This is a genomic window from Caballeronia sp. SBC1, assembly GCF_011493005.1.
GTDB lineage: Bacteria > Pseudomonadota > Gammaproteobacteria > Burkholderiales > Burkholderiaceae > Caballeronia.
The window spans coordinates 2,568,753-2,582,168 of record NZ_CP049156.1 but is presented as its reverse complement, the minus strand read 5'-3'; the positions used below and the strand labels follow the sequence as shown (position 1 = coordinate 2,582,168).

Sequence of the window (13,416 nt, the reverse complement as noted above, 5' to 3'; positions counted from 1 at the left end):
CGGCTCGCGCGCGCCCGTCTTCACAAAAGACGATCGTGGCGCGCGGGTTTTGCGGGAACACGCTATTCAACTGGATAAATCAGGAACGCGAATATCATGAGACACATTATTTCCGTGCTGCTGGAAAACGAACCGGGCGCGTTATCGCGCGTCGTCGGGCTCTTTTCAGCGCGTGGCTACAACATTGAAACCTTGACGGTGGCGCCGACCGAAGACAGTTCGCTGTCCCGGCTGACCATCGTTTCCATTGGCTCGGATGACGTGATCGAACAGATCACAAAGCACCTGAACCGCCTGATCGAGGTGGTGAAAGTGGTCGACCTGACAGAGGGCGCCCACATTGAGCGCGAGCTGATGCTGATCAAGGTGAGAGCGGTCGGTAAGGAACGGGAAGAGATGAAACGGATGGCGGACATCTTCCGCGGCCGCATCATTGACGTCACCGAAAAAAGCTACACGATGGAACTGACGGGCGCGAGCGACAAGCTCGACGCATTTATTCAGGGGCTGGACGCAACGGCGATTCTCGAGACCGTGCGCACAGGCAGCTCCGGCATTGGCCGGGGCGAGCGAATCCTGAAGGTCTGAGAGCGGCTGAACAAAGCGCACGTTATTTAGCACCCAATTCACAAGTTAAACCTAGCTTATTAATTACAGGTAAAAGGAACCACCATGAAAGTTTTCTACGACAAAGACGCCGACCTTTCCCTCATCAAGGGCAAGCAAGTCACGATCATCGGTTATGGCTCGCAAGGCCATGCACACGCGCTGAACCTGAAGGAAAGCGGCGTGAACGTGACGGTCGGTCTGCGCAAGAACGGCGCATCGTGGAGCAAGGCTGAGAAGGCCGGCCTGAAGGTCAAGGAAGTGGCTGAAGCCGTGAAGGGCGCTGACGTGGTCATGATGCTGCTGCCGGACGAGCAGATTGCTGAAGTCTACAAGAACGAAGTGCACGACAACGCCAAGGAAGGCGCTGCACTGGCATTCGCGCACGGTTTCAACGTGCATTACGGCCAGGTTATCCCGCGTGCCGACCTCGACGTGATCATGATCGCCCCGAAGGCGCCGGGCCACACGGTTCGCAGCACGTACTCCCAGGGCGGCGGCGTTCCCCACCTGATCGCCGTGGCACAAGACAAGTCGGGCGCAGCACGTGACGTGGCATTGTCGTATGCAGCAGCTAACGGCGGCGGCCGTGCTGGCATTATCGAAACGAACTTCCGCGAAGAAACGGAAACTGACTTGTTCGGCGAGCAAGCTGTGCTGTGCGGCGGTACGGTCGACCTGATCAAGGCTGGCTTCGAAACGCTGGTAGAAGCGGGTTACGCGCCGGAAATGGCGTACTTCGAATGCCTGCACGAACTGAAGCTGATCGTCGACCTGATCTATGAAGGCGGCATCGCCAACATGAACTACTCGATCTCGAACAACGCCGAATACGGCGAATATGTGACAGGTCCGAAGATCGTGACGTCGGAAACGAAGAAGGCAATGAAGCAAGTGCTGACGGACATCCAGACGGGCGAGTACGCAAAGAGCTTCATTATCGAGAACAAGGCCGGCGCGCCGACGCTGCAATCGCGCCGCCGCCTGACGGCTGAGCACCAGATCGAAACGGTGGGCGCAAAATTGCGCGCCATGATGCCGTGGATCGCGGCAAACAAGCTCGTCGACCAGTCGAAGAACTAAAAAAGCTGAACGACCGGCCTCATTGGCCGGTCCTAGTGAAGACCGCAAGCCGTCCGGTGTCGCTTGGTGCCGGACGGCTTTTGCTATCCTACGGTTTTACTAAAAACATAGAACTCGTTCATGAACTATCCACATCCGATCATCGCGCGTGAAGGCTGGCCGTTTATTGCCATTGCGGCTGTCATTGCCGTGTTGATCCAGGCCATCGGCGGCTTTGGTTTTGCCTGGCCGTTCTGGCTATTGACGATCTTCGTCGTCCAGTTTTTCCGTGACCCGGCCCGGCCGATTCCCGTTCAGGCGAACGCCGTGTTGTGTCCCGCAGACGGCCGTGTAGTCGCTGTGGAAACGGCGCACGACCCGTACGCGGGCCGCGAAGCGCTGAAGATCAGCGTGTTCATGAACGTGTTCAATGTCCACTCCCAGCGCTCGCCAGTCGATGGCGCGATCAGCAAGGTCGAGTACTTCCCAGGTTCGTACCTCAACGCCGCCGTCGACAAAGCCTCGACCGAGAACGAACGCAATGCAATCGTGATCCAGACCGCGGCGGGGCATACAGTGACCTCGGTGCAGATCGCCGGACTGATTGCACGGCGCATTTTGTGCTATGTCCACGTGGGCGAGCCGCTTAACCGTGGCCAGCGTTATGGCTTTATCCGCTTCGGTTCGCGGGTCGACGTGTATTTGCCGGTGGGCAGCCGTCCGCGGGTGGCGATTGGCGAGAAAGTGTCGGCCTCGTCCACCATTCTTGCCGAGTTCGCAGAGTAATCAGTACAAGTAAAGCGGTAAAACCAGGCTGCACAACGGAGGACTCGATGGCGGCACTCAAACCGCGCCGGACGCGAAGCACGACAACACCCCCGCGGGCATTTCGCCGCAATAAGGCGACGCAGGACATTGGCGTGCTGGAAACGCGGCGCGCGAAGCGGCAACAGTTTTTGAGGAAGCGCGGCATTTATTTGCTGCCCAACGCGTTCACCACGGCTGCGTTGTTTTGCGGCTTTTTCGCGGTCGTGCAGGCCATGAACGTGCGCTTCGAGATCGCGGCTATCGCGATCTTCGTGGCAATGGTGCTGGACGGCATGGACGGCCGTGTCGCGCGCATGACGCATACGCAGAGCGCGTTCGGCGAGCAGTTCGACAGCCTCTCCGACATGGTCTCGTTCGGCGTGGCACCCGCGCTGGTGATGTACGAATGGATCCTGAAGGACCTGGGCCGCTGGGGCTGGCTCGCGGCGTTCGTCTATTGCTCGGGGGCGGCATTGCGGCTCGCGCGCTTCAATACGAACGTAGGCGTAGTGGACAAGCGTTATTTCCAGGGCCTGCCGAGCCCGGCAGCGGCGGCGTTGATCGCGGGCTTCGTGTGGCTCGCCACCGATAACCGCGTGCCGCTGAAGCTGGTCTGGCTGCCGTGGGTGGCATTTGCGCTGACCATCTATGCCGGTGTCACGATGGTGTCAAACGCACCGTTCTACAGCGGCAAGGCGCTCGATGTGCGGTTCCGCGTGCCGTTCGCTGGCGTGTTGCTGGTGGTGGTCGCATTTGTGCTGGTGTCGTCGGATCCGCCTTTGATGTTGTTCGGCTTGTTCGTGCTGTACGGTTTTTCCGGTTATGCGTGGTGGGGGTACATGGCCATTCGCGGCCGGCCGAATCCGGCCAGATCGTCTGAAAAAGCGCATTGAAAGCACAGCGCGCATCGGTTTGAAGCCGATGCGCGCTTTTTGCTTTTGGGCTGTTATGGCGGCAAACCTTGCGGGTGGCGTCAATAACCCCGATCGGAAAGCCTAATTGCACGCTCCCAAAAATCTCGTTATAGTCTGCAAATGATTTTTTTCGCCCATCCCCTCTCGTTTTTCCTAGCTGGTGCGCCGCTACGCGCGCTACCGCTACTAGCGCGCCTGCCGCGCTAAGCTTCCCGCCTTCCGTCTGCTCGTTCGTGGTTTTCGACGCCAGCGGTGGCGCGAACACCCGGATTCCGTATTGTTTTTCGTTTTTCCCCACCGTTTTCAAAACTCTAAAACTCCCCACTGGAGCCCGACATGGCAGACAAACTGATCATTTTCGACACGACCTTGCGCGATGGCGAGCAGTCCCCCGGCGCGTCGATGACAAAGGAAGAGAAGATCCGGATCGCGAAGGCGCTCGAACGGATGAAAGTCGATGTGATCGAAGCAGGCTTCGCGGCCAGCTCGAACGGTGATTTCGATGCGATCCACACCATTGCAGGCTTGATCAAGGACAGCACGATCTGTTCGCTTGCCCGCGCCAACGATAAGGACATCCAGCGCGCCGCCGATGCCCTGAAGCCCGCCGATCACTTCCGCATCCATACGTTCATTGCCACGTCGGCGCTGCATATGGAAAAGAAGCTGCGCATGAGCGCGGATCAGGTCTACGAACAGGCGCGTCTCGCTACGCGTTTCGCGCGTAAGTTCACCGACGACGTCGAGTTCTCGCCGGAAGACGGCAGCCGTTCGGACCTCGATTTCCTGTGCAGGGTTTTGGAAGCGGTGATCGATGAAGGCGCAACCATCATCAATATTCCCGATACGGTCGGTTACGCCGTGCCGGAAGGCTATGGCAACCTGATCAAGACCATCCGTGAACGCGTGCCGAATTCGGACAAGGCGGTGTGGTCCGTGCATTGCCACGATGACCTCGGCATGGCGGTGGCGAATTCACTGGCCGGCGTGCACATCGGCGGCGCGCGTCAGATCGAATGCACCATCAACGGTCTGGGCGAGCGCGCAGGCAACACGGCGCTCGAAGAAGTCGTGATGGCGATGAAAACGCGCAAGGATTACTACGGGCTGGAACTCGGTATCGATACAACGCATATTGTGCCAACGTCGAAGCTCGTCTCGCAGATCACCGGCTTTGTCGTGCAGCCGAACAAGGCTGTTGTGGGCGCGAACGCGTTTGCGCACGCGTCCGGGATTCACCAGGATGGCGTGCTCAAAGCGCGCGATACCTACGAAATCATGCGTGCCGAAGACGTGGGCTGGTCGACCAACAAGATCGTGCTCGGCAAGTTGTCGGGTCGTAACGCGTTCAAGCAGCGCCTGGAAGATCTCGGCGTGACGCTGGAATCGGAAACGGATGTGAACGCCGCGTTCGTGCGCTTCAAGGAGCTCGCCGATCGTAAATCCGAGATCTTCGACGAAGACATCATGGCGATCGTCTCCGAAGAATCGGCGGAAATGCAGGCGAAGGAAACGTTCCGCTTCGTGTCGCTGGCTCAGCACTCGGAAACGGGCGAGCAGCCGCATGCACGCGTGGTGTTCGCTGTCGACGGCATTGAAGTGCAGGGTGAATCGCGTGGTAACGGTCCGGTCGATGCCACGCTGCACGCGATCGAATCGAAGGTGACGAGCGGCGCCGAGCTGGTGTTGTATTCGGTGAACGCGATTACCACGGGCACGCAGGCTCAGGGCGAAGTGACCGTGCGTTTGTCGAAGAGCGGCCGGATCGTGAACGGCGTGGGCACGGACCCGGACATTGTGGCGGCATCGGCGAAGGCGTATCTCGCGGCGCTGAACAAGCTGCATTCGAAGGTTGAAAAGCTGAATCCGCAGCTTTCCTCAATTTGATTCGATGAGTTGATTCGATTGAGTTGATTCGGTTGAGCGAAGCGCATATCCGGCGTTTTATCGGTTAAAAACGGCCCTCGCCAAAAGCGAGGGCTGTTTTTCATTGCAGCTTTATTTCACCGGCGCCCGTTTGAAAAACGCCATGCGCTGCTGCAAACTCGGCCGTTCGCGCGCTGTGCGTTCAAGCTGTCGGCATTCCACATGAATGCCGCGCGCGGGGGCATCGGCGACGAATTTATCGATTACTTCGCGCACGTCGGGATCGACGAAATCCGCACGGCTCGCATCCACGATCACCGTTGCGTTGTCCGGAATTTGCCTCAGGTGGTGCTTGAGCGACACCTTGCCGAGAAACGACACGTCCTTGCGAAACGACAGCAGGAAGTGGTCGTCATGCTGCGCGATGGTGATAGGGCGCTGCAGATTCGCGTGAATCGCGAGCCCGATACTGCATGCAATACCCAGCAGAATGCCGATCAGCAGATCGGTCGTCAGCACGCCCACAATTGTCACGATAAACGGCGCAAAGCGTTCGAATCCCTGCCTTGCAACGGCTGTAAACAGCGACGGTTTCGCCAGCTTCAGTCCTGTGAAAATCAGGATCGCGGCGAGACAGGCGAGCGGAATCAAATTGATCACGGCCGTCAGCGCGAAGACGCTCGCGAGCAGCAAGACGCCGTGTATGACGGCCGACCAGCGGCTCTGCGCGCCCGCGTGCACATTGGCGGAACTTCGCACAATGACCGATGTGATCGGCAACGCACCGATCGCGCCCGCCATCATATTGCCGATACCCTGCGCCTTGAGTTCCCGGTCCGGGTGAGCGGTGCGCTTCTTCGGATCGATCTGTTCAACCGCTTCGAGGCTTAGCAAGGTCTCCAGGCTTGCGACGATGGCAAGCGTCGTCGCGAGCCGCCAGACATCTGGATTGACGAGTTGCGCGAAGGCCGGCCAGTCGAATGCGGCGTTCAACGCCGCGAACGAAGCCAGTGACGGCAACAGCACGCGATGCTCCGCTGGCGGTGCGAAGCCGGGCGCGGCGAAGTCGAGCGCCAGCGTAATCGCAATACCGAGGATGACTACCGCGAGCGGAGCGGGCAGCGCGCGCACCAACGCAAAGCGGCGCATTGCCTTCGTTTCCCAGCCAGCCAGAATGGCGATGGACAGCGCGGCGACGGCGCACGCCGCGAGGGACATCGCGCCGAACGGCGTGTCGAGTGTGCCGGCGGTTTGCGCGGCGATGTGAGCGCCGCCGTTGGCAAAACCAGCGGCAAGCGGCACCTGCTTGATGATCAGCAACAAGCCAATGGCGGCGAGCATGCCCTTGATAACCGACGACGGCACGTATGCGGCGAAGCGTCCGGCCCTCAGCATGCCGAAGCCGAACTGGATCACGCCCGCGAGCATCACGGCCATCAGGAAGGTCGAAAAACTGCCGAGCTTGGCAATGCCATCAACGACGATGACGACCAGTCCCGCCGCCGGCCCGCTCACGCTCAAGTGCGAGCCGCTGAGCAGCGCAACGACCAGCCCGCCGATAATGCCCGACAGCAAGCCGGCAAATGGTTCGACGCCGGATGCGTTGGCGATGCCGAGACACAGCGGCATCGCGACAAGAAAGACGACGGTGCCCGCGAAGAGATCACGCGGGAAGGTTGCGAACGTTTCACGTAGGGTCATGAGCTTTTTTTGAGCGCGAGTTGGAGCATGCGATGCCAGGAAACGCATCGCACGGTGAAGGTTGGCAACGTGAGATTGGGTAGCGAGTGCGGCTTGTTAGTGACGGGCGGTTTCGATTACGCGTTGGGCTGCGCTAGGCGCCGGTACCGGTTCTGCCACTGCATTCGATGGGGCAATTGGCTCGCCCCCGGTCTCGGCTTCGCCAGGGTTTCCAGATGAAAGCACCTTGATGCGGCCATCGCGCAGACCGAAGATCCACCCGTGAACGCGCGGTGGACGCTCGGCGTCGCGCACGATGGCTGTATCGCGTAACGCGCTCACTTGTTCGAGCACGCTCAGTTCTGCCAGCCGGTCGATGCGTGAATCCATTGTGCCCATGGCGTCGAGTTCGCTGCTGTGCGTACGCGCCAGCGCACACAGCGGGGCAATGCGACGGTTGACGTGGGGCAGTGCGTCGGATAACGGCAGCAACGACGCTCGCACGCCGCCGCACCCGTAGTGTCCGCACACGATCACGTCGTCGACTTTCAAGACGTTCACCGCGTATTCAAGGACGCTCATGGTGTTGTCGTCGTCGGGTGAAAAGAGGTTCGCAATGTTGCGATGGACGAATAAATCGCCGGGCTTCGAGTGCGTGATGGTTTCGGCCGGCACGCGGCTGTCGGAACATCCAAGCCACAGGACGGTTGGGCTTTGACCCTGGGCCAGGGTTTCGAAAAAATCCGGGTCGCTGGCGGCAACTTCAGCCGCCCAGCCGACGTTTTCAACCAGCATGCGTTTGGGTCGATTCATGGCTATCAGCTCCAAAAGCGTAATGAGAGGCGCAACACTGCAACGGTGAAATTATCGCTGGAAATGGGCTTCCCGCGTCATGCGTCATGGCCGCGCTGCAATGAAACATTACAAATTACTTTCTATCAAAAGGTCCCGGCAGTCCAGGCATAAAAAAATGCCGCTCTTTCGGGGCGGCATTTTTTTTCGTGGACAAGAGATTTCTTCGGTGCTTATCAGGCGAAATCAGAAGAAATTCCGTTGGTCGGGATCGTGAAGCGGGTCGGGCGTTTTTTGCGTCAGGCGCAGCGTGCCCTGGTCGTCGAAGTAAAAGCTGTACATCATGTACCAGACGTTTGCCTCCATGTACCGGTACGTCCAAACCTCGCGTTTCATCAACGGGAAGTAAGATGTCTCCACCGGACGGCCGAAGTTGATCAGTACGTCCTTGCGCGTCCAGGTGCCGATCTGCGCTTTGAAGAACTCGTTTTCATCGAGGACCTGGCGCACGCTCACGATCTTTCCCGATGCATCGATATCCGCCGCCGTGGTCACCTCGCCCAGCGGTTGAGTCGGCCACATCAGGCGCTTGCCACCGTTCGGCAAGTCGTAGACCTCTTTCGGCGGCCCCAGTTTTGCCGTGATGGTGGACGAGTCCGCGCCCGCCTGGTAGTTCTGCCACGGCTGTGCGCACGCCGTAAGCAGAAGGGCGAGTGCCATTACTGCCGCGGGTTTTCGTATTGCCTTGCTCAACATTGAAGCCTCCTTCGTATTCGTTTGCGCGCCGTATCCACAATCGGTCGTGGGTTTTTCTGCTGATCTGCGCTGTATCGCTCATTTTGACATGCGGGGTAGGCGGGCGGTTTTGATCGCGGTCGTCAGGAAGTGCCTATGACATATAGGTGGAACGCGCGGGCTCGGGTGGCTATTCCATTTCCGTTCGCATTTTCCTCTGCGGTTGCACGCGGCGTACCGAACGCCCTATGATCCGCGATTCGCTTCGCTGTCATTTATCCATGGATGAACTGTAATGAACTGTATGGGTCCCGGCCTTGGCCCCGGCTTGTCGCGCGTGGTTTCTCTCAGGGCAAGTGTTCGGTTCCTGCCGGCAGGGTGGTCCAGGTTGCTCGGCCGCGCATCGCGAGCTGGTAAGCGCCTGGGTGGTTCGTTGCTGGTGGCGTCATGTGTTGGCAGCGCGGTGGTTACTCCTGCGTTTGCGGCGGACGCCGCTCCTGGTTTGTCTCCCATCCGCATCGCGATGATCGAAGGCATGTCCGGTCCGTTCGCGAACGCGGGCGCGGCCGTCGAGCGCAATCTGCACTTTGGCGTGGAGCGTGTGAACGCGAACGGCGGCGTAACCTTGCCCGATGGCAAACACCCGCTGCAACTCGTGGTTCTCGATGGCAAGGGCAGCAGCGAAGCCAGCCTCGTCCAGTTGCGTGCCGCCATCGACCAGAATATTGGCTTTGTCATGCAGGGCAATAGCTCGGCGGTTGCCGCGGCGCTCATCGACGCCATCAATAAACAAAACTCACGCGATCCTCAACACCGCGTGGTGTTCCTCAATTATTCCGCCGACGACCCCGCGCTCACCAACGCGGATTGCAGCTTCTGGCATTTTCGCTTTGATGCCCACGCCGGCATGCGCATGAACGCGCTCGCCGATGTCATCCAGCAAGATAAATCGGTGAAAAAAGTCTATTTGGTCAACCAGGACTACAGCTTTGGCCACGACGTCAGCCTTGAAGCCCAGCGCGCGCTGAAGGAGCGCCGCCCGGACATTGCGATCGTCGCCGATGAATTCATCCCCGCCGGCCGCGTGAAGGACTTCGCGCCGTACATTGCCAAGATCCGCGCAAGCGGCGCCGACGCGGTGATCACCGGCAACTGGGGCAACGACCTTACGCTGCTCGTCAAAGCCGCTCGCGAACAAGGGCTGGACACGCATTTCTATACGTTCTACGGCAACAGCCTGGGCGCGCCTGCCGCTCTCGGCGACGCCGGCGTAAAACACGTCGTGGCGGTGGCTGACTGGCATCCGAACGCAGGCGCCACGGCGTCGGATGCCTATTACGAGGCGTTCCGCACCCGTTTCCCCGCACCCGCCGACGATTACCTCTTCCTGCGCATGCCGCTTATGATCGAGATGCTCGCGCAGGCCATGGAGAAAGCACACAGCGCCGACCCGACCGCGGTCGCTCACGCGCTGGAGGGCATGAAGCTGGACGAAGGCTTCCAGGCGACGGAAATGCGCGCCACCGACCATCAACTGATCCAGCCCCTTTACGTGATGGAAATGGATAAGGCGGGCTCACCTGGTGTGCGTTTTGACAACGAAGGTTCCGGCTTTGGCTTTCGGACGCTGCTCAAAATTCCGTCAGCCCAGACCGCCATGCCGACCACGTGCCAGATGAAGCGCCCGGCGTCGTGAATGCGGCCAAGCTTGGGCCCCACGCCTATTGCGCAATTTCCGCTGCTGTCCGCAACCCGGTCGACGGCAAAAGCCGCTGTGCTATAATTCGCGACTTGCCGTACTCAGGGTTGGTGGAGTGGTAGGTTGCAAAGCCCGCTAAAAACGTTCCTCAGACCCGTCCGGCAAGGAAGTCCAACGTCGAGTGATCAGTTAGGTATCGACTGTAAGTCGGGCTGAAAATCGGCTGAGGAAAGATGTAGAAAGCCCACGGCACGGCCCTTCTTCCGTGACCGCCTGTCCGTTTCAAAGGAAAATTAAATGTCTACCGTAGCAGTTGCTCATGCAAAGAAGTCCGACGTTGTCGCAGAATATGCGCGCGCCGCTAACGATACCGGATCGCCAGAAGTGCAGGTTGCACTGCTGACCACCCGTATCAACGAACTGACCGTTCACTTCAAGGCTCACACGAAGGATCACCACAGCCGCCGCGGCCTGCTGCGCATGGTGAGCCGCCGTCGTAAGCTGCTCGATTACCTCAAGGGCAAAGACGCTGACCGTTATCGCTCGCTGATCGAGAAGCTGGGTCTGCGCAAGTAAGCGGCTAGCGTTCACAACGAAATGCCTGTGTCAGTCTGCTGATACAGGCATTTTGTTTTTGAACGGCGCGCTCGTAATGGGCGGAGAAGGGAAAGTAGCGGGAATTATCGAAGGCTTGCATTAAAGCCAACCCCGGATCGGAAACCGATTCGACTACAGGACCGGGCTTAGCAGAAGAGTTTTGTGTCATTCCAGCGCGTCATGCGCATCGCGTGTCGTGTTGCGTTGGAATGACATATACCTCTCTTTTCGCGCGGTTCCGGTCATCGCTTGGCTTCGCCGTTTTTTTACCGTGTGCACGGACTCCGGATGCTCCGGAATCCACGACAACACGTCAGGAAACACGCGAGGCATAACGAAGAAGGAGTGAGAATGTTTAAAAAGATCGTCAAGGAATTCAAGTGGGGACAACACAACGTTCGCCTGGAAACAGGTGAAATCGCGCGCCAGGCTGGCGGCGCGGTCATCGTTGATATCGAAGATACCGTGGTGCTCGCGACGGTTGTCGGCGCGAAAACGGCAAAGCCGGGTCAAGACTTCTTCCCGCTGACCGTCGACTATCTGGAAAAGACCTACGCAGCCGGCAAGATCCCGGGTGGTTTCTTCCGTCGCGAAGGCCGTCCGTCGGAAGGTGAGACGCTGATCTCGCGTTTGATCGACCGTCCGTTGCGTCCGCTGTTCCCCGAAGGCTTCTACAACGAAGTCCAGGTTGTGATTCACGTGTTGTCGCTGAATCCGGATGTGCCCGCTGACATTCCTGCGCTGATCGGCGCATCGGCGGCCCTGGCTATCTCCGGCTTGCCGTTCAACGGCCCGGTGGGCGCCGCTCGCGTCGCGTACATCAACAACGAATTCGTGCTGAATCCGACCCGTCCGCAGATGAAGGAATCGGCACTCGATTTGATCGTCGCCGGTACGGAGCGCGCGGTGTTGATGGTGGAATCGGAAGCGCAGCAACTGACCGAAGAAGTCATGCTGGCCGCTGTGGTGTTTGGTCATGACCAGATGCAAGTGGCTATCGACGCAATCCACGAACTGGTCGCCGAAGGTGGCAAGCCGGAATGGGATTGGACGCCGGCGCCGAAGAACGAGCCGCTGATCGCACGCGTGACGGAACTGGCGCAAGCCGAACTGAACGCCGTGTACCAGATCCGCGACAAATCGGCTCGCACCGCGAAGCTGAAGGAAGTCTACGCAGCAACGACCGCAAAGCTGACCGAAGAAGCTGTTGCCAAGGGTGAGACGCCGGCTGACAAGGCGAGCATCGGCAACGTGATGTTCGACATCGAAGCAAAGATCGTCCGTACGCAGATCCTGAACGGCGAACCGCGTATTGACGGCCGCGACACGCGCACCGTCCGTCCGATCGAAATCCGTACCGGCGTGCTGCCGCGTACGCACGGTTCGGCTTTGTTCACGCGCGGAGAAACGCAAGCGCTCGTGATCGCGACGCTGGGCACGAAGGGCGACGAACAGAACATCGACGCGCTCGAAGGCGAGTATCGCGAACGCTTCATGCTTCACTACAACATGCCTCCTTTCGCGACCGGCGAAACGGGTCGCGTCGGTTCGCCGAAGCGCCGCGAAATCGGTCACGGCCGTCTGGCCAAGCGCGCATTGGCGGCTTGCCTGCCAAGCGCCGACGAATTCGGCTACTCCATCCGCGTTGTGTCGGAAATCACGGAATCGAACGGTTCGTCGTCCATGGCTTCGGTCTGCGGCGGCTGTCTCGCGCTGATGGACGCTGGGGTGCCCATGAAGGCGCACGTCGCGGGTATTGCGATGGGCCTGATTCTGGAAGGCAACAAGTTTGCAGTATTGACCGACATCCTGGGCGACGAAGATCACCTCGGCGACATGGACTTCAAGGTGGCGGGCACGGCGCAAGGCGTGACGGCGCTTCAGATGGACATCAAGATCCAGGGCATCACGAAGGAAATCATGCAGGTCGCGCTCGCGCAGGCGAAGGAAGGCCGCATGCATATCCTCGGCAAGATGACGACCGCTGTTCCGGGTACGAACACGAACCTGTCGGACTATGCGCCGCGCATGATCACCATGAAGATCAATCCGGAGAAGATCCGCGACGTGATCGGCAAGGGCGGTTCGGTAATCCGTGCGTTGACCGAAGAAACCAACACGACCATCGACATTTCGGACGACGGCGTGGTGACTATCGCTAGCACGAGCAGCGAAGGCATGGCGGAAGCGAAGAAGCGCATTGAGAACATCACGGCTGAAGTGGAAGTGGGCCAGGTCTACGAAGGCCCGGTACTCAAATTGCTGGACTTCGGCGCGATCGTGAATATTCTTCCGGGTAAGGATGGTCTGCTGCACATCTCGGAAATCGTCAACGAGCGCATCAAGGACATCAACGACTACCTGAAGGAAGGCCAGATCGTGAAGGTCAAGGTCATCCAGACAGACGAAAAGGGTCGTGTTCGTTTGTCAGCGAAGGCTTTGTTGAACGAAGGCGGCGCGCCTATCGAACCGATCCAGCCGACGCAGCAGTAATGCGGTAAGTTCGGAGGGCCGGCGCGTGAAGTTCGCGCGCCGGCCGTTTTCGAATCTGATGGTTCGAATGTGATTCGATGTTATTGCGGGTTTCGGGGTAATGAGCCCGCAATGCCATGGGGTTATGCATCGGTGTTACGCGAGTGTGACTTGAAGGGAATAAGC

General features: G+C 59.2%; 11 protein-coding genes. 8 read left to right on the top strand and 3 right to left on the bottom strand.

Annotated features, from left to right (window positions below; translation table 11 throughout):
• The first annotated feature begins 96 nt into the window (after positions 1–96).
• The 5 genes from ilvN (at position 97) to SBC1_RS11325 (ending at position 5,276) form a co-directional block, all read left to right on the top strand.
• The gene (gene ilvN / locus SBC1_RS11345) at positions 97–588 is read left to right on the top strand and encodes an acetolactate synthase small subunit (RefSeq protein WP_047844600.1); all 492 of its coding nucleotides are present in this window, start codon (positions 97–99) and stop codon (positions 586–588) included.
• Positions 589–672: 84 nt separating this feature from the next.
• Entirely contained in the window at positions 673–1,689 is a 1,017-nt protein-coding gene (ilvC, locus tag SBC1_RS11340) for a ketol-acid reductoisomerase (RefSeq protein ID WP_031360656.1), read from the top strand.
• A 120-nt stretch (positions 1,690–1,809) separates the two neighbouring features.
• Positions 1,810–2,454 (top strand): phosphatidylserine decarboxylase, encoded by a 645-nt coding sequence (locus SBC1_RS11335; RefSeq protein ID WP_165092067.1) that lies wholly within the window; start codon positions 1,810–1,812, stop codon positions 2,452–2,454.
• Positions 2,455–2,501: 47 nt separating this feature from the next.
• On the top strand, positions 2,502–3,368 hold the full coding sequence (pssA, locus tag SBC1_RS11330) for a CDP-diacylglycerol--serine O-phosphatidyltransferase (RefSeq protein WP_165092066.1): 867 nt from the start codon (positions 2,502–2,504) through the stop codon (positions 3,366–3,368).
• A 357-nt stretch (positions 3,369–3,725) separates the two neighbouring features.
• Positions 3,726–5,276 carry a 2-isopropylmalate synthase gene (locus SBC1_RS11325; protein ID WP_165092065.1) on the top strand — a complete coding sequence of 517 codons (1,551 nt, stop codon included), beginning with the start codon at positions 3,726–3,728 and terminating at the stop codon, positions 5,274–5,276.
• Positions 5,277–5,387: 111 nt separating this feature from the next.
• Here SBC1_RS11325 and SBC1_RS11320 read toward each other — a convergent pair whose 3' ends face one another.
• From SBC1_RS11320 to SBC1_RS11310, 3 genes are all read right to left on the bottom strand, one after another.
• The gene (locus SBC1_RS11320; RefSeq protein WP_165987631.1) at positions 5,388–6,956 is read right to left on the bottom strand and encodes a SulP family inorganic anion transporter; all 1,569 of its coding nucleotides are present in this window, start codon (positions 6,954–6,956) and stop codon (positions 5,388–5,390) included.
• Between the two features lie 96 nt (positions 6,957–7,052).
• Positions 7,053–7,748 carry a carbonic anhydrase gene (locus SBC1_RS11315; protein ID WP_165092063.1) on the bottom strand — a complete coding sequence of 232 codons (696 nt, stop codon included), beginning with the start codon at positions 7,746–7,748 and terminating at the stop codon, positions 7,053–7,055.
• A 225-nt stretch (positions 7,749–7,973) separates the two neighbouring features.
• On the bottom strand, positions 7,974–8,483 hold the full coding sequence (locus SBC1_RS11310) for a hypothetical protein (protein ID WP_165092062.1): 510 nt from the start codon (positions 8,481–8,483) through the stop codon (positions 7,974–7,976).
• A 274-nt stretch (positions 8,484–8,757) separates the two neighbouring features.
• Between SBC1_RS11310 and SBC1_RS11305 the strand changes: the two genes are divergently transcribed.
• The 3 genes from SBC1_RS11305 (at position 8,758) to pnp (ending at position 13,251) form a co-directional block, all read left to right on the top strand.
• On the top strand, positions 8,758–10,158 hold the full coding sequence (locus tag SBC1_RS11305; RefSeq protein ID WP_243830202.1) for a branched-chain amino acid ABC transporter substrate-binding protein: 1,401 nt from the start codon (positions 8,758–8,760) through the stop codon (positions 10,156–10,158).
• A 300-nt stretch (positions 10,159–10,458) separates the two neighbouring features.
• Entirely contained in the window at positions 10,459–10,737 is a 279-nt protein-coding gene (gene rpsO / locus SBC1_RS11300) for a 30S ribosomal protein S15 (protein ID WP_165092061.1), read from the top strand.
• 366 nt (positions 10,738–11,103) lie between these two features.
• On the top strand, positions 11,104–13,251 hold the full coding sequence (pnp, locus tag SBC1_RS11295) for a polyribonucleotide nucleotidyltransferase (protein ID WP_206365951.1): 2,148 nt from the start codon (positions 11,104–11,106) through the stop codon (positions 13,249–13,251).
• Positions 13,252–13,416: the final 165 nt, after the last annotated feature.

Bases quoted from the DNA above. Each gene is read 5' to 3' on its own strand.
- ilvN (WP_047844600.1), top strand. From the start codon at position 97: ATGAGACACATTATTTCCGTGCTGCTGGAAAACGAACCGGGCGCGTTA.
- ilvC (WP_031360656.1), top strand. From the start codon at position 673: ATGAAAGTTTTCTACGACAAAGACGCCGACCTTTCCCTCATCAAGGGC.
- SBC1_RS11335 (WP_165092067.1), top strand. From the start codon at position 1,810: ATGAACTATCCACATCCGATCATCGCGCGTGAAGGCTGGCCGTTTATT.
- pssA (WP_165092066.1), top strand. From the start codon at position 2,502: ATGGCGGCACTCAAACCGCGCCGGACGCGAAGCACGACAACACCCCCG.
- SBC1_RS11325 (WP_165092065.1), top strand. From the start codon at position 3,726: ATGGCAGACAAACTGATCATTTTCGACACGACCTTGCGCGATGGCGAG.
- SBC1_RS11320 (WP_165987631.1), bottom strand. From the start codon at position 6,956: ATGACCCTACGTGAAACGTTCGCAACCTTCCCGCGTGATCTCTTCGCG.
- SBC1_RS11315 (WP_165092063.1), bottom strand. From the start codon at position 7,748: ATGAATCGACCCAAACGCATGCTGGTTGAAAACGTCGGCTGGGCGGCT.
- SBC1_RS11310 (WP_165092062.1), bottom strand. From the start codon at position 8,483: ATGTTGAGCAAGGCAATACGAAAACCCGCGGCAGTAATGGCACTCGCC.
- SBC1_RS11305 (WP_243830202.1), top strand. From the start codon at position 8,758: ATGAACTGTATGGGTCCCGGCCTTGGCCCCGGCTTGTCGCGCGTGGTT.
- rpsO (WP_165092061.1), top strand. From the start codon at position 10,459: ATGTCTACCGTAGCAGTTGCTCATGCAAAGAAGTCCGACGTTGTCGCA.